This window comes from Dactylosporangium sp. CS-033363 (assembly GCF_050942475.1).
Taxonomy (GTDB): domain Bacteria; phylum Actinomycetota; class Actinomycetes; order Mycobacteriales; family Micromonosporaceae; genus Dactylosporangium.
This window is the reverse complement of the sequence record NZ_CP192032.1, coordinates 963249-981520: the sequence shown is the minus strand read 5'-3', so window position 1 is coordinate 981520 and position 18272 is coordinate 963249. Positions and strand designations below refer to the sequence as shown.

Below are 18272 nucleotides of genomic sequence, written 5' to 3'. Positions count from 1 at the left end.
ATCCAACATCAGTCCGTACGCGAGCGCAGGACCATGATCAAAAGGATGATCAATCCGATGCCGACCAGCCCGGCCCCGATGAGCGCGACCGGCAGGATCCGCACCGTGTCGAGCACCTTCTGCTGGGTCGGCCCGGACCTGCCGGTGTCGAAGGTGACCGTGACGACGACCGTGTAGTCCTCGGCGTCCTGCACGTTGTCGGCCCCGACCTGCACCGCGCCGGGGATCTCCAGCGGCGCGTTGCCCGGGTTGGGGTTGACCACGCCGGCCACCGTCACCGCGGCGTTCTTGGCCGCCGGGGCCTCCGGCTGCTGGATGGTGCACCTGGTCGGGGCCAGGAAGCCCAGCGGGGCCGGGAGCGAGGCCTCGCTGTTGTCGTCGCCGGCCAGCACGGCCCGGCCGGCCGAGCCGTCCTCGCAGTCGATGTCGACCACCACGGCGCCCGCGCGGCCGGCCACGTCGCCCGCGAAGCGCACGGTGAGCTGCAGCTGCCGGGCCGGGTCGAAGGTGTAGGTGGCCGTGCACTTGGCGGCGGGTTCGCCGGCGGTCAGCGGCACCACGCCGGCCGCGCCGTCGTCGGTGCCCACCGACTCGCCGGGGTCGCACGCGAACGAGCTCAGCCGCCAGCTGCCCTCCACGGTGGAGATCGGCGCGACCGGGATGACCAGGTATTCGCCGAACGCCAGCGAGGCGGGGACGTCGCCCTTGGCCACCGCCGGCTCGCCCAGCCCGGCCGTGGTCGCCACGCCGGACCAGCCCGGCTGGCCCGCGTTGTGCGGGGTGACGGCGAACGAGGCGGCCCCGGTGCCGCCGACGGTGACCGCGCGCAGCTCGATCGCGCCGGCCTTGCGGGTCACGCGCAGGGTGCAGTCGGCCGGCGCGCCGGGGGTCACCGTGATCGTGACCGTCAGCTTGTCCGGCTTGAGCTCCTGCTCGCCGCAGCCGGCGCCGGCCAGGCTCCACGCGGCGGTGTCCCCGGCCGGGGCGGTCACGGTGACCGGGTACGCGCCGGGCAGCACCGCGCCGAGGTCGGCGCCGGTGGCCACGGAGGCCGAGCCGTCGCCGGTCGCGGTCGCGCTCAGGTGCCGGGGCGGGCCGCCGGCCGGATCGCCGAGCGTGAGGTCGAAGGCGCCGCCGGGCACGTCGGAGTACAGGCGGAGGGTCAGACCGGGCGGGGAGGGCGGCGGCGTGAAGGTGAACGTGCACGTGACGACCTCGCCCGCGGACAGCGTGACGGTGGCCGTGGCGGTCGGGACGTCGGCCGTGGCCAGGCTCCGCCCGGCGCCGCTCTTGGTGCAGCTCGCGCCGGCGAGCGTCCAGCCGTCGGGGGCGTGGGCCACGACCGTGCCCGGCGCCCCGCCCGCGCTGCGCACGAAGGTGGCGTCGGTCTTGGTGTCGACCGAGATCCGCTTGTTCAGCGTGTAGCTGGGGCTGGCGTCGAAGGCGAACTGCTGCGGGTACGAGATCGGCGTGCTGGTCCGCGCCCGCACGATGAGCGTCCCGGCGGGCTGGGCGGCCTTGACGTAGTACGCGAAGCAGAAGACGTGCCGGGCGCCGGACGGGTAGCCGATCCACTGCACGTTCGCGTTCGCGTGGCCGTCGACCGCGCAGCGCAGGGCGCCGAAGCCGAAGCCGGCCTGGCCGGACTGCGCGCCGGCCATCAGCGGATCGCCGGGCGTGCCGCCCTGGACCCACAGCTTGTGCTCGGCGGCCGCCTTGGCCTGCTCGTCGGTGAGCGTCACGGTGACCGCGCCGTCGATCGTGCTGCCGGTCTTCTGCCCGGTGCGGTCGAGCAGTTGCACGCCGGCCGCGGTCGGCCCCGAGCCGGTGCCCGGGGTCGTGATGGTGGACAGGGCGCCCTTCTTCTCGCGGCCGGGCCCGAGTGAGAACTGCCACCCGTTCAGCGGGGCGCAGCCGCCCGAGTTGGCCGCCTCGACGCCGGGGTCGACCTCGTTGCCGTCGTGGTACGCGTTGGTGCGCCCGGTCGGCGCCGCGTTCTCGGCGTTGTCGTCGCGGACCCGGTTGCCCATGACGCTCTGGTAGTTCTCGCAGGCCCGGGCCACGAACGTGACCTGGTAGTGCAGCGACGCGGACACCGAGGCGGGCGTCTCGCCCTCGCGGGCCGACGCCGGACTGGCCGCGCCGAGCAGCACGACAGCGAAGACGATCGATGCAGCGGCAGAGATTCGGCGAAACAGGACGTTTGTCAATGCGCCCCCCAATTCGCCATCGACTCCCGTTCCGTTCGAGTATGCGCTGCTGGGGTGTGCGTATGCTCGCAGGACGGCAACGTTTCGCGAACATGTGCGGGAGGCTTACGTGACCGAGGAGCCGCTGTTCAGGGTGGTGCGCGGCACGCCGACCCCCGAGGAGGTGGCCGCGATCGTGGGCGCGCTGTTCAGCCTCGCTCCGGCGCCGGGCGCTCCGGCTCGTCCGCAGTCCCGCTGGGCGCGGAGTGCTCGTCCGGGTCGGGCCCGCCAGTGGCGCGCCGTCGCGGGATCGTGATCGGCGGGAGCGTGGGCCACTTGCGGGCCTCGCGCTCCAGCTGCAGCCGCTCCGCCTCCTGCGGGTCGGGCAGGTCGGCCACCAGCTGCTGACCGCAGGACCGGCAGGTCAGCGCGGCCGACGGGATGCGGTCGAGGCAGTACGGGCAGTTGCGCAGCTCGAGGGAGCGGCCGCGCTCGACGCCGATCAGCGTCATGAACTTGATGACGATGAACAGGCCCACCGCGAGCAGGACGAACTGCAGCAGATCGTTGAGGAACGTGCCGTACCGGATCGGCGTGTGATGCACGTTGATCGCGAGGTTCTTGAAGTCCGGCTGCCCGACCGCGGCCGCGATCGCCTGCAGGAACAGGTTCGTCACGAAGGACTGGATCAGCGTCGCGAACGCGGTGCCGATGATGAACCCGAGCGCCAGGTCGAGGACCGAGCCCCCGATGGCGATCGCCTTGAACTCCGCCCACAGCCTGCGCACGGTCATAGATGGTAGTTCGCTAACGTTTCCGGACGTGAAGACCTTCATCCTCGCCTCGGCGAGTCCCGCCCGGCGCAGGCTGCTCGCCCAGGCCGGCATCGCGGCCCAGGTGATCGTGAGCGGCGTCGACGAGTCGGTGGTCCAGGCCGGCGACGCGGCCTCGCTGGCCCAGACGCTGGCCGGGCTGAAGGCCCGGGCCGTCCTGGGCACGCTCGGCGAGTCCGACGCGCTCGTCCTGGGCTGCGACTCGGTACTCGCCTTCGACGGGCAGATCCTCGGCAAGCCGGGCACCGCGGCGGAGGCGACCGCGCGCTGGCGGGCGATGCGGGGGCGCTCGGGCGTGCTGTACACCGGGCACTGCCTGCTCGACGCCGCGACCGGGGCGGCGGCCGAGGAGGTCGTGGGCACCACGGTGCACTTCGCGACCCCGGACGACGAGGAGATCGCGGCCTACGTGGCCACGGGCGAGCCGCTCGAGGTGGCCGGCTCGTTCACGATCGACGGGCTCGGGGGCGCGTTCGTCACCGGGATCGAGGGCGACCACACGAACGTGGTCGGGTTGTCGGTACCGACGCTGCGGTTGCTGCTGGCCCGTCTGGGCGTGCCACTCGTGTCACTCTGGTCCTCATGACCAAGGAGACGCTCGCGCTCAGCCCGGAACTGCACGACTACGTGGTGGCCAACGGCAGCGCGCCCGACGACATCGTCCGCGACCTGATCGACGAGACCGCGCGGGTGCTGCCGGAGGACCAGGGCATGCAGATCGCGCCCGACCAGGCCGGCTTCATGACGCTGCTGACCCGCATCATCGGCGCGCGCCAGGCCGTCGAGATCGGCACGTTCACCGGCCTGTCGTCGATCGCGATCGCCCGCGGGCTGGCCGAGGGCGGCCGCCTGACCTGCTTCGACGTGTCCGACGAGTTCACGAGCATCGCCCGGCGCTACTGGAAGCGGGCCGGCCTGGACGACCGCATCGAGCTGCGGATCGGCCCGGCCGCGCAGACCCTCTCGACCCTGCCCGGCGAGCCGCACCTGGACCTGGCCTTCATCGACGCCGACAAGACCGGCTACCTGACCTACTGGGAGGCGCTGGTCCCGCGGATGCGCCCGGGCGGGCTGATCCTGGTCGACAACGTGCTGCGGCACGGGCACATCATCGACCCCGACCCCGGCGACGCGGGCACCATCGCCATGGTCGAGTTCAATCGGTACGTGCTGGCGGACGAGCGGGTGGAATCGGTGCTGCTGCCGCTGGCGGACGGCCTGACGATCGCGCGACGCTTGTAATCCGGTCCAGCCGGACGATCGCCGCCGCCGACACCACCGCGAACAGCGGGACCAGCAGGAACGCGGGGTGCGGGCCGACCCGGTCGGCCAGGGCGCCCAGCGCGAACGGGGCCACGCCGAACGCGACGCCCACGGCGAACGAGGTGCGGGCGGCGGCGAGGTCCGGCTGGCCGTCGGAGTGGGCCAGGGCCAGGCTCATGCCCAGCGGATAGTGCAGCCCCATCCCGGTGCCGGTCAGGGCCAGGCCGGCCATGGCCAGCCAGGGCAGCGTCGCCAGCCAGAACACCGCGAAGCCGGCCAGGCACACGCCGAGCGCCACCAGCAGCATCCGCGACGGGCGGAACACCAGCAGCAGGCGGCCGCCGACGAGCCGGCCGACGACCATGCCCGCGATCAGCGCCGAGACGCCGGCGGTGGCCACGCCGGCCGAGACGTGGGCGTGCTCGCGGAGCACCTCGCTGCCCCACAGCGTCAGGCAGATCTCGATCGCGCCGGTGGCGAAGAGGCTGGTCAGGGCCAGCCAGAACGCCTCCGGCAGGGGACGGTGGGGCACCCGCTCGCGGCCGAAGCCGGCGGGCTCGGGCGGCTTCACGCCCGTGCGCCACGCGTACCAGGCGACGGCGAGCGCCGGGACGACCACCACGGCCAGGCCCGAGCGCCAGCCCCAGCCGGCTGCGTACGTGGCCCCCACCACCAGCGGGGCGACCAGGCCCACGGCGGCCGCGGCGGCGTTGGCCTCGCTGATCGCGGCCGGCGCGGCGGGGCCGTGGTGGTCGGTCAGCGCGGTGTTGATCGCGTTGACCGTGAAGGCCGAGCCGACGCTGGCCAGCGTGGCGAAGGTCAGGGTCAGGGCCAGGTGGTGCGCGGCGTACATCCCCAGCGCGGCGGTGCTGATGCAGGCCAGGCCGATCCAGATGAGCCGGGCCCGGCCCAGCCGCCGGGTCAGGGTGGTCATCATCAGGCTGCCGAGCACGCCGCCGAGGGCGAAGGCGGTGCCGTGCAGGCCGGCCAGTCCGCGGCTGATGTGCAGCTCGTCGCGCAGGATCGGGGCCACCGGGCCGAAGCCGTACATGAAGTAGACCCACAGGGCCAGCTGGGCGTACATGACCCAGGTGAGCCGGTCGCGCACGAGACGAGGCACGCGGTCACGTTACCGGTACAGGCGGCCCCGGAAGGAGGGCCGCCCGTACCGGATTTCGTCAGCGGACGCCCTTGGCGAAGGCCCGCGAGGCCCACACCACCGTGACGATGGCCAGCCCGCCGATGACGACCGCGGCCTGCCAGACCGAGTCGGCCCCGGCGTTGCCGTCGAACAGGGCGCGCACGCCGTCGACCGCCCAGGAGAACGGGTTCCAGTCGGCGACCGTCTTGAGCCACTTCGGCGCGTACGTCAGCGGGAGCAGGATGCCCGCCGTGAGCAGCAGCGGCTGGGAGATCGTGTTGAGCAGCGGGGCCAGCGCGTCCTCGCTGCGCAGCTTGAGCGAGATGGCGTAGGAGAACGCCGAGAGCATCAGCGAGACGACCGCCATCAGGGCGAACGCGGCCAGCACGTCGAGCGTGTTCACCCGCAGCCCGACCGCGACCGCGATGAGCACGATCAGCAGGGCCTGGAACAGCAGCGACACCACGTCCCGCAGCGAGCGGCCGACCAGCAGCGCGAAGCGGCTGACCGGGGTGACCCGGCTGCGCTCGATGACGCCGGCCCGCAGCTCGGCGATCAGGCCGAAGCCGGTGAACAGCGAGCCGAACATGGCCAGCAGCACCAGAAGGCCCGGCACGAAGAGTTTGTACGCCTCGGCGTTGCTCTGCACGCCCAGGGCCGGCTTGAGCAGCGGGGCGAAGAGCAGCAGGTAGAACAGGGGCTGGATGATCCCGACGATCAGCCAGACCGGATTGCGCAGCATGAGCTGCATCTGCCGCTGGAAGACCAGCCAGGTGTCGCGGAGGAACTTCATGTCAGCTCTCCCTCAGGGAACGGCCGGTCTTGGTGAGGAACACGTCGTCGAGGCTGGGCCGGTGCAGCTCCATCTCGCCGAGGGTCACGCCCGCGTGGTCGAGCAGGCGCAGGATGTGCGGGATGGCGGTGGCGCCGTCGGTGACGTACAGCCGCAGCCGCCCGTCGGCGCGGTCGATGTTGCGCACGTAGTCCTGGTTGGCCAGCAGCCCGGCCGCGGTCTCCGAGCTGCCGTTGACGCCGACCGTGACCACGTCGCCGGCGACCTCGCGCTTGAGGGCGTCGACGGTGCCCTCGGCCACGATCTCGCCGTGGTCCATGATCGCGATCCGGTCGCACAGGGCGTCGGCCTCGTCGAGGTAGTGCGTGGTGATGAAGACCGTCATGCCCTCGTCGCGCAGGCGGCGCACCTCGTCCCACATGTGGGCGCGGCTCTGCGGGTCGAGCCCGGTGGTCGGCTCGTCCAGGAAGACGATCTTCGGCTCGTGGATGATCCCGAGCGCGATGTCGACCCGGCGGCGCTGGCCGCCGGAGTAGGTCTTGGTGCGGCGGTCCGCGTACTCGGTCAGCTGGAACGCGTCGAGCGCCTTGACGACCCGCTGCTGCGCCTCGGCCTTGCCGATGCCGTAGAAGCGGGCCTGCAGCACGAGCTCCTCGCGCGCGGTGCTCTCGTCCCAGGTGCTGCCGCCCTGCGCGACGTAGCCGATCCGCCGGCGCACCTCGCCCGGGTCCTTGAGCAGGTCGGCCCCCGCGATGGTGGCCTCGCCCCCGTCCGGCGTGATGAGCGTGGCGAGCATCCGCAGCGTCGTGGTCTTGCCCGCGCCGTTCGGCCCGAGAAACCCGAAGATCTCGCCCTCCTTGACGGAGAGGTCGACGCCCCGGACGGCCTCGACGACCTTCTTCTCGCGACCGGCGCGGGAGCGGAACGACTTGCGCAGGCCCCTCGTCTCGATCATGTCCGTCTCCCTGTCTGTGTGTTCGCAGGGAGACCATAACGCGATATAGTTTTCTCGGTCAAGCTTGAGTATGTCGCGTACTACTCGTCCTCGTCGTCGACCGGCTCGCCGTACTCGGCCCGGATGGCCTGGCGCCAGTCCTCGGCGGTCGAGCCGTCGCCCTCCTCGTCGCGGTGCACACCCTCGCCGGCCTCGATGCGGGCGGCGATGTCGTGGCACCAGCGGGCCTCCGCCTCGCACCGGGCCATCGTCAGCTCGAACTGCCAGCCGACGTGGACCGGCTTGTTGTCCATCCACTTGTCGCCGTTGTCGCGATAGGTCGCCACCCACCCCTCCAGCAGCCGGGCCCGCGCGCGCAGCGCCCCCACGGCCTCGGAGCGCGGCAGGTGCGGCAGGAACGCGAAGGCGGCCAGGAACGGGTCGGTCGGCTCCTGGTACTCCCACCAGTACCGGCGCAGCAGCGTCTGATACTCGGCGGCGCCGGCCGGGGTCATCCGGTAGACCGTGCGGGCCGGGCGGTTGCCGACCTGCTCGGTCGCCACCTCGGCGAGCAGCCCCTCCTCGGACATCTTGCGCAGGGCGTGGTAGATCGAGCCCGGCTGCACGTTGGCCCAGCTCTCCACGTTCCAGCTGGACAGCTCCTTGCGGATGTCGTAGCCGTGCACCGGCTGGAGGTAGTGGACCAGCCCGAGGATCATCAGACGCGTAACAGACACGACATAAGCGTAATAGGAAACTTTGACTAACGCCCGGTAGTGATTTTCTTGGCAACGGAAAGTGTCGGACTCCGGGCATAGACTGCCTGCGTGCGCAAGGTACTGATCGCCAACCGGGGTGAAATCGCCGTCCGGGTCATCCGGGCCTGCAGCGATGCCGGGCTCTCGAGCGTCGCCGTCTATGCCGACTCCGACCGCGACGCGCTGCACGCGCGGCTGGCGGACGAGGCCTACGCGCTGGGCGGCGACTCGGCGGCGGAGACCTATCTGCGCATCGACAAGCTGATCGACGTGGCCACGCGGGCGGGCGCCGACGCGGTGCACCCCGGCTACGGGTTCCTCTCCGAGAACGCGGAGTTCGCCCAGGCCGTGCTCGACGCCGGGATCACCTGGATCGGGCCCAGCCCGCAGTCCATCCGCGACCTCGGCGACAAGGTCACCGCCCGGCACATCGCCCAGCGGGCCGGCGCGCCGCTGGTGCCCGGCACCGCCGAGCCGGTCGCCGACGCGGCCGAGATCGTCGCGTTCGCCGAGGAGCACGGGCTGCCGGTGGCCATCAAGGCGGCGTTCGGCGGCGGCGGGCGCGGGCTGAAGGTGGCCCGCACGATCGAGGAGATCCCGGCCCTGTTCGAGTCGGCCGTGCGCGAGGCGGTGGCCGCGTTCGGGCGTGGCGAGTGCTTCGTCGAGCGCTATCTCGACCAGCCCCGCCACGTCGAGGCCCAGGTCCTGGCCGACCAGCACGGCAACGTGATCGTGGTCGGCACCCGCGACTGCTCGCTGCAGCGGCGGCACCAGAAGCTGGTCGAGGAGGCCCCGGCGCCGTTCCTCACCGACGAGCAGCGGGCCCAGATCCACGAGTCGGCCAAGGCGATCTGCCGCGAGGCCGGCTATCACGGGGCCGGCACGGTGGAATACCTCGTCGGCAACGACGGCACCATCTCATTCCTCGAGGTCAACACCCGGCTGCAGGTCGAGCACCCGGTCAGCGAGGAGACCGCCGGCATCGACCTGGTCCGCGAGCAGTTCCGGGTGGCCGACGGCGAGAAGCTGCGCTTCGACGCCGACCCGGCCCCGCGCGGGCACGCGATCGAGTTCCGCATCAACGGCGAGGACCCGGGCCGCAACTTCCTGCCCGCGCCCGGCACCGTCACCCAGCTGACCCTGCCGAGCGGCCCCGGCGTCCGCGTCGACACCGGCATCGAGTCCGGCAGCGTCATCGGCGGCAACTTCGACTCCCTGCTGGCCAAGGTCATCATCGTCGGCGAGACCCGCGAGCAGGCCATCGAGCGCTCCCGCCGGGCCCTCGACGAGATGGTCGTGGACGGCATGGCCACCGCGCTGACCTTCCACCGCAAGGTGGTGCGCGACCCGGCCTTCACCGACTCGCCGTTCCGCGTGCACACCCGCTGGATCGAGACCGAGTGGGACAACGACGTGCCGCCGTTCACCGCCGCGGCCGGCGACACCGCCGAGGCCGAGGCGCGCTCGACGGTCGTGATCGAGGTGGGCGGCAAGCGGCTCGAGGTCTCGCTCCCGGCCGGGCTGGGCGCCATCGGCGGAGCGGGCGCGCCGGCGGCGGCGGCCGCACCGCGCAAGCGGGCCGCGGGCAAGAAGGCCGGCGCGGCGGCGAGCGGCGACTCGCTCACCAGCCCGATGCAGGGGACGATCGTGAAGATCGCGGTGGCCGAGGGGGACACCGTGGCCGAGGGCGACCTCATCGTGGTGCTCGAGGCGATGAAGATGGAGCAGCCGCTCAACGCCCACAAGGCGGGCGTGGTGACCGGGCTGCAGGCCCAGGTCGGCGAGGTCGTCTCGTCCGGTGCCGTGGTCGCCGAGATCAAGTAGCCCGGTAAACGTCAGGCCGCGTGGGCGCCGGTCCGGGAGTGCACGGGCACGGCGACCACGGCGGTGCCGTAGGCGCACAGCTCGACCCAGGTGTTGGTCACGTCGCGGTGGTCGAAGCGCATGCCGACGATCGCGTTGGCGCCGCGGTTCTCCGCCGCCTGGACCATCTGGCCGACGGCGCGGGCGCGGGTCTGGACCAGGAACTGGGACATGTCCTGGCCCGGGCCGCCCTCGGTGGAGCGCAGGCCGGCCGCGAACGGGTTGCGGGACGTGGCCACCACGCCCAGCACCTCGCCGAGCACGGCGGTGATCTCGTAACCCGGTAGGCCCTCAGTCGTTACTACGAGCACAAAATCGATGGTATGCAGGGCTATGACACATACGCGGCGTTACGGGCGATTCATCCGATATCTGACCCCAGGGCGACATCGCTGACAACCGCCGCCGGACGGGTACTCCCCGCCCGGCGACCGCCCTAACCGGCACTCACCCGTGGCTCACCTGGGCCGACGGGTTGACCACGATGCCGGCCGCGAACAGCAGCAGCACGTCCGGCGGCAGGACCGCCTTCGCGCCGATCTGCAGCAGCACGGAGCGCCCGTCCTCGGCCGGAATCTGCAGGTCCTGGCCGTCCGCGGTGGTGGTCAGCCAGGACTTGCGGCCGCCCACCAGCACCGGCTCCGTCTCCGGCCCGGCCAGCTTCGGCTCCAGCCCGGGGGTCTCGTCCAGCTGCACGGCGATCTTGTCGACGAAGGACTGGTCCGGGCCGACGCCGGGCGGGGCGAAGGTGACCACCGCGCCGCTGATGTTGTCGACGGTCCAGCCGGCCGGCATCACCTTGAACGTGAACGGGGCGGGCGCCTTCTGCAGTCCGGGCCGCAGGGAGGCGGCGTACTCGGTCAGGCGCTCCAGCGGTACACCCGCATCGGCGTCCAGCCGGAGCCAGGACGAGCCCGACGGCTGCCAGACCAGCGACGCGCGCGTCCCCGTGTCGGGGTTCGCGGCGTCGTCGTCGGACCAGGACCACTGGTACGCCGTGGCCGGCAGACCGCCGATCTTCGCGTCGGTCGCGCGGGCCTTCGAGGTCGGCGGGGCGGGCCGCTCGCCGTACAGCGTCACGCTCAGCCCCTCCCCCGTCTTCAGGGTCTGCAGCAGCGTCGGACGGGCCGCGGCCAGCATCACCATCGGCTCGCCGTAGCCCTTGCCGGCCGCGGCCGTGAACGGGAAGGTGACCGAGGCCGGCACCGTCGACGGCACGAGGTCGGGCTGGTCGGCGACCGCGGCCGACGATGCCACGAAGGGCGGGGCCGCCGGCATCGGGGACAGGTCGCCACCGCCGCCGCGCAGCGCGTACGGCAGCCCGGCCCCGATCGCCACCAGGGCCGCGATCCCCACGGCGCGGGTGGCCATCCGGGTGCGCCGGCCGCGGCGGGCCGACTCCGTGGTGACCGTGCTCAGCATCGATCCGCCCGGCGGCGCGGCGCCCGCGAACTCGCGCAGGGCGTCGCGAAGCCGGTCCTCGACCTCGTCGTCGTTCATGATCTGCCTCCCGGCGCGGACGCGGCATCCCGGTCGTGGTCGACGGTGTTCAGGGCCGCACGAAGCTTCTTCAGGGCGTGGAACGCGTGTACTCGAACGGTGGACTCGGAGCAGCCGAGGAGCCGGGCGATCTCCGCGTCCGGCAGGTCCTCGTAGTAGCGCAGGACCACGACGGCGCGCGGCGAGCGCGGCAGCGTGCGGAGCAGGGTCCACATCGCGTCGGTCTCGGCGAGGTCGTGCGCCGCGTCCCCGGTCGGGCGCTCGGGGATCTCGGCGATCGGTCGTTCGGCGAAGCTGCGGCGGCGGCGCCACGAGAGGTACTGCCGCAGCATGGTCTTTCGCACGTAGGGCTCGGGACCCTCGTCCCCGACGATGCCGGACCAGCGGCGGTGCGCCCTGACGAGCGCCTCCTGCACGAGATCCTCGGCGAGGTGACGGTCCCCGGTCAGCAGGTAGGCGAAGCGGAGCAGGGCATGCGACCGCCCGAGTACGAACTCGGTGAAATCGACCTGCACAGACCCCTCCAGCGGCGGTGGTTCCACCTGCGTAGACGAGGGACGACCGCCGCTACGTTTACGGGTCGCGCGGAGTCGGGTCGTCGTACTGCCCGGAGCGCCCGGAATATGCCTTCCCGTCCACGATCGGCCAGGCGTTGGCCACGCACCCGTGCAGGCCGAGCGTCTGCTGCTGCATGACCGGCGCGGGCTTGCCGGGGCCGGGGCACAGCTCGTGGCCGTGGTACAGGCGGTGCCCGGTCTCGTGATTGATCACGTACTGCCGGTAGGTCACCAGGTCCGCCCCGTAGTCCGGCACCCCGTGCGCCCAGCGGGCCACGTTGACCACCACGCTGTTGCCGTTGCGGCAGCTGGTGTACCGGTCGAACGAGCTCGCGCACAGCTTGTCCCGGGTCGCCGGGGTGGCCAGGTAGATCGTGAAGTCGTAGCGGTCCCCGGCCCCGGCCCGGCGCAGCCGCCACTTGCCGGTGCCGGGCCAGCTGCGCGGATCGGCGAAGACGGCCTCGACCGACTCGGCGAACGCGGCGGCCGAGATGCCCGTGATGTCGCGCTCGACGGCGATGCGGTAGGTGAGCAGCTGACCGGCGGTACCGATGACAGGACCTCCGGCCGCGGCGACCTCATAGCTGCCGCCGCCCTCCTTCGGGTAGTCGATCTGGGGAACCGGTGCGTTCACGGGGCCGCGGGCCGCCTCCACGGCGCTGGGCGAAGCGGATGGCTCTTGTCGTGCGGGGGAAGAGGTGGCGGCGGGTGCGGAGCAGGCGGCCAGGGTGAGCACCGCGAGCCCCGCACCAACCGTGCGAAGGACGTTCACATGGACACAGACGGCGCCAATGCCTCGTCGTGTTTAGGCGCCGCACAGGCGTTTTCCAGAAACGCCAGAGCGTCATCGACCGGATGCACCGCGACCGAGCCGTCCCGGGAGCGCAGCGAGACGGTCCCGGCCGCGATCTCCTTGGCCCCGAGCACCGCCACGAACGGGACCCGGCGCTGGGAGGCGTCGCGGATGCGGGTGGCCAGGCTGCCGTCGTACGACTCCTCGACGCGCAGCCCGAGCGCGCGGGCGCGGCCGGCGAACCCGCGCACGTCCGCGTCGCCGACCGGCACGATCTCCAGCTGGACCGGCGCGAACCAGGCCGGAAAGGCGCCGTCGTGCACCTCGATCAGGTGCGCGAAGAGCCGCTCCATGCTGCCGGCGGCGCTGCGGTGCACCATCACCGGCCGCTTCCGGGCCCCGTCGGAGTCCACATAGGACAGCTCGAACCGCTGCGGCATGAAGTAGTCCACCTGGACGGTGGCCAGGGTGCTCTCCCGGCCCGCGTGGTCGAGCAGCTGAATGTCGATCTTCGGGCCGTAGAACGCGGCCTCGTTCGCCGCCTCGACGTAGTCCACGCCGGCGGCCTCCAGCGCACCGCGCAGCACCGCGGTCGCGCGCTCCCACATCGGCGGGTCGTCGACGTACTTCGGCCCGTCCCCGCGCAGCGACAGCCGCCACGACGCCGGCGCGAAGCCCAGCGCCCGGTGCGCCTCCCGCATCACCTCCAGCGCCGCGAGCACCTCGGCCTCGACCTGGTCGTCGGCGCAGAAGACGTGCCCGTCGTTGAGCGAGATCGCCCGCACCCGGGACAGGCCGCCGAGCACGCCCGAGCGCTCGGCCCGGTACTGCCCGCCGATCTCCCCGACGCGCAGCGGCAGCTCGCGATAGGAGCGGCCGCGCGCGGCGAACACCGCGGCGTGGTGCGGGCAGAGGCTCGGCCGCAGCACGAACGCGTTGTCCGCATCCAATTCCATCGGCGGGAACATGTCGTCCGCGTAGTGCGGGAGGTGCCCGGATCTGTAGTACATCTCGGCCTTGGCGAGCGGCGGGGAGTACACGTGCTGATAGCCGTGCCGGCGTTCCAGGTCGAGCAGGTAGTCCTCGACGGCGCGCCGGGCGGCGGCACCCTTCGGCAGCCAGATCGGCAGCCCGGCGCCGACGAGCGGGTCGGAGTGGAACAGCTCGAGCTCGCGGCCGAGCCTGCGGTGGTCCTGCATGGCTTCTCCTGTCGATCGACCGGAGCGACACACCGCGGGCACCAAAAAAGCTCCGGAGCGCATCGCCCCGGAGCTTCCGAAAATGTCGGTCAGCGCCGCCGGGGGATTCCCGGCGTCGTCGTGAACAGTGCGCTGCGACTCATGGGACCGAGAATAGCGCGCGGTCGCGCGATCGGTGCGGGTATAAATGCCCGGTGCCCGAAGGTCACACCATCCACCGCCTCGCCGAGCGGCACCGCAAGCTGTTCGCGGGCCGCCCGGTCGCCGTCGCCAGCCCGCAGGGGCGCTTCGCCGCGGACGCCGCGCGGGTCGACGGCCGCGAGCTGGAGGACACCTCCGCGCGCGGCAAGCACCTGTTCCACCACTACGCGGGCGGCGCGGTGGTGCATGTGCACCTCGGGCTGTACGGCAAGGTCACCGACGGCGACGGCGCGCCCCTGCCGCCGGTCGGCGAAGTCCGCATGCGCATGGCGAACGGCGAGCACTGGCTGGATCTGCGCGGGCCGGCCGCCTGCGAGCTGCTCGACCCGCCGCGCCTCGACGCCCTGCTCGCCCGCCTCGGGCCCGATCCGCTGGACGACGACAGCGACGGCGGCCGGGCGTACGACAGCATCAAGGGCTCCGGGCGTCCGCTCATGGCGCTGCTCATGGACCAGTCGATCGTGGCCGGGGCCGGGCTCATCTACGTGACCGAGTCCCTGTTCCGGGCCGGCCTGCCGCCGACGGCGCCGGGCGCGAGGCTGAGCCGGCGGAAGTGGCAGGCGATCTGGCAGGACCTGCGCGTGCTGATGCGCGCGGGCGTGGCCGAGGGGCGCATCGACACCGTCCGCAGTGCACACACGCCGGAGGCGATGGGCCGCGCGCCGCGGGTCGACCGGCACGGCGGCGAGGTGTACGTGTACCGCCGCACCGGCCAGCCGTGCCTGGTCTGCGGCACGCCCGTGCGCACCGCAGTGCTCAACGCGCGCAACGCCTACTGGTGCCCGCGCTGCCAGCGGGCCCGCTGATGGTCGCGTCGGTCGAGATGTACCTCGACGAGCGCGCCACCCGCCGCATCCGGGTGCTCTGGGACCAGCTCGAGGAGCTGGGCGTGCAGTCGCTGCGCACCCCGCACCACGGGCAGCACCGCCCGCACGTGGCCCTGAGCGTGGCCCGGCAGCTCGACCCGGCAGCGGTGGCCGCGGCGCTGGCCGGCACCGAGGTGGCGGCGCCGTTGCGGCTGAACTTCCAGTACACCGGCGTGTTCGTGGGCCGCGTGGTGTTCCTCGGCCCGGCGCCCACCCCGGAGCTGATCGCGCACCAGGCCCGGATCCACGGGCTGCTGGCGGCGGCGGGGATCGCGTCGCTGCCGCTGTACGAGCCGGGCGAGTGGGTCCCGCACGCCACGGTCTCCATGCGCGTGCCCCGGCCGCTGCTCACCGACGCGCTGCGGCGCTGCCTCGAGTCCCTGCCGATCGAGGCCACGGTGACCCGGGCGGCCGTCGCCGACTACGCCCGGGGCATCTTCCAGGAGATTCCCTAGTCCTCGTCGTGCTGCATGAGCTGGCGCGCGGCCTCGGCGATGGAGCCCGAGATCGACGGGTAGATCGTGATGGTGTGGGCCAGCTGGTCGACGCTGAGGTGGTTCTCGACCGCCATCGCGATCGGCATGATCAGCTCGCTCGCCTTGGGCGCCACCACGACCCCGCCGACCACCAGCCCGGAGGCCGGCCGGCAGAAGATCTTCACGAAGCCGTCGTCGAGGCCGTCCATCTTGGCCCGGGCGTTGCCGGCCAGCGGCAGCATCACCGCGCGGGCCGGCACCCGGCCGCTGTCGATGTCGGACTGGGTGATGCCGACCGACGCGAGCTCCGGGTCGGTGAACACGTTGGCCGCGACCGTGCGCAGCTTCAGCGGGGCGACCGCCTCCCCGAGCGCGTGCCACATGGCGATCCGGCCCTGCATGGCCGCGACGCTCGCCAGCGGCAGCAGACCCGTGCAGTCGCCGGCCGCGTAGATGCCGGGCACATTGGTGCGGGAGACCCGGTCGACGGTGACGTAGCCGCCCTTGGCCACCTCGACGCCGTACTCGGCCAGGCCCAGGGACGACGTCTGCGGTACCGAACCCACGCACATCAGCACGTGCGAGCCCTGGACGACCCGGCCGTCGGCCAGCTCGACCTCGACCCCGTCGGCCGTGCGGCGGGCGGCCGCGGCGCGGGAGTTGTTGAGGATCGTCATGCCCCGGGTGCGGAAGACCCGCTCGATCGCCATCGCGGCGTCGGGGTCCTCGTGCGGCATGACCCGGTCGCGGCTGGAGACCAGCGTCACGTCCACGCCCATGGCCAGGTAGGCCGAGGCGAACTCGGCACCGGTGACACCGGAGCCGACCACGATCAGCTTCTCGGGCAGCTTCGGCAGGTCGTACACCTGGCGCCAGTCCAGGATCCGCTCGCCGTCCGGCGCCGCGCTCGACAGGACCCGGGGCGTCGCGCCGGTGGCGATCAGCACCGTGGAGGCGGCGATCGCGTACGGAGCGTCACCGTCGGCCGGCGTGACCTGAATGGCGTGAGTGTGACCGAGCGTGTCCTCGCCGAGGCGCGCCGTGCCCGTGACGAACTCCACACCGGCCTTCACGAGCTTGGCGTGGATGTCGCCGGACTGCGCGTGGGCCAGCCGCTTGACCCGCTGGTGCACGGCCGGGCCGTCCACCCGCACGTCCGGCCCGGCGGGGCCGATGACCCCGAACGCCTCCGTGTCCAGGTGCGCGGTGACCACCGACGAGCTGGCGATGAAGGTCTTGGAGGGCACGCAGTCGTGCAGCACGCAGGCGCCGCCGGCCCCCTCGGCCTCGATCACGGTCACCTGGGCGTCGAGCTGAGCGGCGACCAGGGCCGCCTCGTAGCCCGCCGGGCCACCTCCGATGATCACGATCCGGCCCACGCCAGTCACCCCTCCTCGGCTGTTATCGCCTTATTCTCCCTCGCCACGGCAATCGCGCCCGACTCACCCCACCCGTACGGCCAGGGCGCGCCGACGAGTGGATCCGAATCCGACACGCTCTGCAGTATTCTCTCCTGCACCCGGTCGGGTTTATCGTCATCGCCGTGCGTCATTACGCCGCGTATGGCTCGAACCTGGACCCTGCCCGCATGCGGGCCTACTGTCCGTATTCACCGATGATCGGGACCGGCTGGCTCGAGGGCTGGCGCCTGACCTTCGCCGGCGAGGACGTCCTCGGCTGGGAGGGCTCGGTCACCACGATCGTCGAGTCGCCGGGCGATCGGGTCTTCGTGGCGCTGTACGACGTGCACCCCAACGACGAGAAGCAGCTCGACGAGGTCGAGGGCGCGCTCGCCGGGACCTACCGCAAGCTGCACCTGCGCGTGGCGACCCTGGACGGCGAGGAGACCGCCTGGGTCTACGTGTTCGCCGGCTACGAGGGCGGGCTGCCGACGGCCTGGTACCTCGCCGAGATCGCGAACGCCGCGGCCAAGGCCGGCGCCCCCGAGGACTACCTCGAGGACCTGCGCGCCCGCCCGACCAAGACGGCGATGCCCTAGCGCGTCAGCTCGTACATGTCCGCGGCGAACGCCACGGTCAGGCCGGCGCTCGTGTACAGGTGGTACGCCCCGGTCGGGTTGGTGACGTCGACCCCCAGCCCGGCCGTCGTGCGCCCCTTCGCGGCGTAGACGGCGAACGCGGCCTCCAGCAGCGCGCGGCCGATCCCGGTCCCGCGGTGCTCGCGCAGCACGGCCAGGTTCTTCACCCAGCCCTCGCCGCGCTCGACGCCCTGGTCCGAGGACTGCAGGATGCCGACGATCACGCCGCCGGACTCCGCCACGAGCCACTCGTCCCAGCTCACCGAGGGCAGCGCGGCCAGCGACTCCCGCCAGTCGGCGTAGGACATGGGCACGTGGTCGGCGAGGTCGGCGAACGCGGTCTGGAAGACCTCGTGGAAGCGGGGCAGGTCGTCCTCCCGCACCACCCGGATGCCGAAGCGCGCCTCGGGCGGCCGCTCCCGCCCGGTCAGCGCCCTGGTCATCCGGGCCCGGCGCAGGCGGAACGCGAAGCCGCGGGCGGTCAGCGCCTCGACATACGCGATTTCCGCCGGTACCACCCCCGCCTGCACGATCGCCGCCCCGCGCTCGGCGATGCGGGCCAGGGCCAGGTCGAGCAGCGGGCCGAAGGCGAACGGGCCGGCCTCCGGCACCGCGTAGACCTCGACGTTGTCCCGCTCGCCGAGCTCCGGGTTGTCCACGTACGCCCAGGCCAGCGGGGTCCCGTCCGGCCCGAAGGCCAGCCAGGTGTCGGTGGCGGGATCGAGGTTGGGGGCGGTCAGGGTGGCCACGACCTCGTCCTCGGTCCAGTCCGGCTCGCCGGTGGACGCGATGTCGCTCGCCCGGGTGATGGCCAGGATCGCGGCCACGTCCCGCAGCGAGCACCCGCGAACGGTCAGCTCCATGCGAG

General features: G+C 72.5%; 19 protein-coding genes and 1 pseudogene. 7 read left to right on the top strand and 13 right to left on the bottom strand.

The window, feature by feature from the left end; genetic code table 11:
- Window positions 1–8: 8 nt before the first annotated feature.
- A complete protein-coding gene (locus tag ACQPZ4_RS04600) occupies window positions 9–2153 on the bottom strand; it encodes a prealbumin-like fold domain-containing protein (protein WP_433056445.1) in 2145 nt (714 codons plus the stop codon).
- 166 nt (window positions 2154–2319) lie between these two features.
- Here ACQPZ4_RS04600 and ACQPZ4_RS04595 point away from each other — a divergent pair, with 166 nt between their 5' ends.
- Complete coding sequence (locus ACQPZ4_RS04595; protein ID WP_433056443.1) at window positions 2320–2505, top strand: acyl-CoA carboxylase subunit epsilon; 186 nt, start codon at window positions 2320–2322, stop codon at window positions 2503–2505.
- 190 nt (window positions 2506–2695) lie between these two features.
- On the opposite strand, the pseudogene ACQPZ4_RS04590 reads toward ACQPZ4_RS04595, so the two are convergent.
- Window positions 2696–2983 (bottom strand): annotated as a pseudogene (locus ACQPZ4_RS04590) (MscL family protein); the annotation flags it as partial.
- A gap of 28 nt (window positions 2984–3011) precedes the next feature.
- Here ACQPZ4_RS04590 and ACQPZ4_RS04585 point away from each other — a divergent pair.
- Together ACQPZ4_RS04585 and ACQPZ4_RS04580 are read left to right on the top strand one after the other, a co-directional pair.
- Window positions 3012–3608 carry a Maf family protein gene (locus tag ACQPZ4_RS04585; RefSeq protein ID WP_433056441.1) on the top strand — a complete coding sequence of 199 codons (597 nt, stop codon included), beginning with the start codon at window positions 3012–3014 and terminating at the stop codon, window positions 3606–3608.
- On the top strand, window positions 3605–4264 hold the full coding sequence (locus tag ACQPZ4_RS04580) for an O-methyltransferase (RefSeq protein WP_433056439.1): 660 nt from the start codon (window positions 3605–3607) through the stop codon (window positions 4262–4264). Before ACQPZ4_RS04585 ends, ACQPZ4_RS04580 begins: the two co-directional genes overlap by 4 nt.
- On the opposite strand, the gene ACQPZ4_RS04575 is transcribed toward ACQPZ4_RS04580, so the two are convergent.
- The 4 genes from ACQPZ4_RS04575 to ACQPZ4_RS04560 all read right to left on the bottom strand — a co-directional run bounded on the left by ACQPZ4_RS04575 (window position 4179) and on the right by ACQPZ4_RS04560 (window position 7890).
- Window positions 4179–5405, bottom strand: a complete 1227-nt coding sequence (locus tag ACQPZ4_RS04575; RefSeq protein WP_433056437.1) for an MFS transporter — start codon at window positions 5403–5405, stop codon at window positions 4179–4181. The genes ACQPZ4_RS04580 and ACQPZ4_RS04575 overlap by 86 nt on opposite strands.
- Before the next feature lie 58 nt (window positions 5406–5463).
- Window positions 5464–6219 carry an ABC transporter permease gene (locus ACQPZ4_RS04570; protein WP_433056435.1) on the bottom strand — a complete coding sequence of 252 codons (756 nt, stop codon included), beginning with the start codon at window positions 6217–6219 and terminating at the stop codon, window positions 5464–5466.
- A 1-nt stretch (window position 6220) separates the two neighbouring features.
- Complete coding sequence (locus tag ACQPZ4_RS04565; protein ID WP_433056433.1) at window positions 6221–7174, bottom strand: ATP-binding cassette domain-containing protein; 954 nt, start codon at window positions 7172–7174, stop codon at window positions 6221–6223.
- Window positions 7175–7254: 80 nt separating this feature from the next.
- Window positions 7255–7890: a PadR family transcriptional regulator gene (locus tag ACQPZ4_RS04560; protein ID WP_433056431.1), complete on the bottom strand. Its 636-nt coding sequence runs from the start codon at window positions 7888–7890 to the stop codon at window positions 7255–7257.
- A gap of 90 nt (window positions 7891–7980) precedes the next feature.
- Here ACQPZ4_RS04560 and ACQPZ4_RS04555 point away from each other — a divergent pair, with 90 nt between their 5' ends.
- The gene (locus ACQPZ4_RS04555) at window positions 7981–9735 is read left to right on the top strand and encodes an acetyl/propionyl/methylcrotonyl-CoA carboxylase subunit alpha (protein ID WP_433056429.1); all 1755 of its coding nucleotides are present in this window, start codon (window positions 7981–7983) and stop codon (window positions 9733–9735) included.
- Window positions 9736–9746: 11 nt separating this feature from the next.
- Here the strand turns inward: ACQPZ4_RS04555 and ACQPZ4_RS04550 are convergent, their stop codons facing one another.
- The 5 genes from ACQPZ4_RS04550 to thrS form a co-directional block, all read right to left on the bottom strand.
- A complete protein-coding gene (locus tag ACQPZ4_RS04550) occupies window positions 9747–10085 on the bottom strand; it encodes a YbjQ family protein (RefSeq protein WP_433056427.1) in 339 nt (112 codons plus the stop codon).
- 136 nt (window positions 10086–10221) lie between these two features.
- On the bottom strand, window positions 10222–11274 hold the full coding sequence (locus ACQPZ4_RS04545) for a hypothetical protein (protein WP_433056425.1): 1053 nt from the start codon (window positions 11272–11274) through the stop codon (window positions 10222–10224).
- A complete protein-coding gene (locus ACQPZ4_RS04540; RefSeq protein ID WP_433056423.1) occupies window positions 11271–11789 on the bottom strand; it encodes a SigE family RNA polymerase sigma factor in 519 nt (172 codons plus the stop codon). The genes ACQPZ4_RS04545 and ACQPZ4_RS04540 overlap by 4 nt, the downstream gene beginning before the upstream one ends.
- A gap of 58 nt (window positions 11790–11847) precedes the next feature.
- Window positions 11848–12465 carry a DUF3152 domain-containing protein gene (locus ACQPZ4_RS04535; RefSeq protein ID WP_433056421.1) on the bottom strand — a complete coding sequence of 206 codons (618 nt, stop codon included), beginning with the start codon at window positions 12463–12465 and terminating at the stop codon, window positions 11848–11850.
- Between the two features lie 134 nt (window positions 12466–12599).
- A complete protein-coding gene (thrS, locus tag ACQPZ4_RS04530) occupies window positions 12600–13823 on the bottom strand; it encodes a threonine--tRNA ligase (RefSeq protein WP_433056419.1) in 1224 nt (407 codons plus the stop codon).
- Between the two features lie 194 nt (window positions 13824–14017).
- On the opposite strand from thrS, the gene ACQPZ4_RS04525 reads away from it, so the two are divergent.
- Window positions 14018–14830, top strand: a complete 813-nt coding sequence (locus ACQPZ4_RS04525) for an Fpg/Nei family DNA glycosylase (protein ID WP_433056417.1) — start codon at window positions 14018–14020, stop codon at window positions 14828–14830.
- Window positions 14803–15345, top strand: a complete 543-nt coding sequence (locus ACQPZ4_RS04520; RefSeq protein WP_433056415.1) for a 2'-5' RNA ligase family protein — start codon at window positions 14803–14805, stop codon at window positions 15343–15345. Before ACQPZ4_RS04525 ends, ACQPZ4_RS04520 begins: the two co-directional genes overlap by 28 nt.
- On the opposite strand, the gene ACQPZ4_RS04515 is transcribed toward ACQPZ4_RS04520, so the two are convergent.
- Window positions 15342–16745 (bottom strand): NAD(P)H-quinone dehydrogenase, encoded by a 1404-nt coding sequence (locus tag ACQPZ4_RS04515; RefSeq protein WP_433056413.1) that lies wholly within the window; start codon window positions 16743–16745, stop codon window positions 15342–15344. The two genes, ACQPZ4_RS04520 and ACQPZ4_RS04515, sit on opposite strands and share 4 nt — an antisense overlap.
- Window positions 16746–16909: 164 nt before the next feature.
- Between ACQPZ4_RS04515 and ACQPZ4_RS04510 the strand changes: the two genes are divergently transcribed.
- Window positions 16910–17365, top strand: a complete 456-nt coding sequence (locus ACQPZ4_RS04510; RefSeq protein ID WP_433056411.1) for a gamma-glutamylcyclotransferase family protein — start codon at window positions 16910–16912, stop codon at window positions 17363–17365.
- Here the strand turns inward: ACQPZ4_RS04510 and ACQPZ4_RS04505 are convergent.
- A complete protein-coding gene (locus tag ACQPZ4_RS04505) occupies window positions 17362–18267 on the bottom strand; it encodes an N-acetyltransferase family protein (RefSeq protein ID WP_433056409.1) in 906 nt (301 codons plus the stop codon). The genes ACQPZ4_RS04510 and ACQPZ4_RS04505 overlap by 4 nt on opposite strands.
- Window positions 18268–18272: the final 5 nt, after the last annotated feature.

Excerpts from the sequence above, each read along its gene's own strand:
- ACQPZ4_RS04580 (WP_433056439.1), top strand. The coding sequence starts at position 3,605 with ATGACCAAGGAGACGCTCGCGCTCAGCCCGGAACTGCACGACTACGTG.
- ACQPZ4_RS04570 (WP_433056435.1), bottom strand. The coding sequence starts at position 6,219 with ATGAAGTTCCTCCGCGACACCTGGCTGGTCTTCCAGCGGCAGATGCAG.
- ACQPZ4_RS04565 (WP_433056433.1), bottom strand. The coding sequence starts at position 7,174 with ATGATCGAGACGAGGGGCCTGCGCAAGTCGTTCCGCTCCCGCGCCGGT.
- ACQPZ4_RS04545 (WP_433056425.1), bottom strand. The coding sequence starts at position 11,274 with ATGAACGACGACGAGGTCGAGGACCGGCTTCGCGACGCCCTGCGCGAG.
- thrS (WP_433056419.1), bottom strand. The coding sequence starts at position 13,823 with ATGCAGGACCACCGCAGGCTCGGCCGCGAGCTCGAGCTGTTCCACTCC.
- ACQPZ4_RS04505 (WP_433056409.1), bottom strand. The coding sequence starts at position 18,267 with ATGGAGCTGACCGTTCGCGGGTGCTCGCTGCGGGACGTGGCCGCGATC.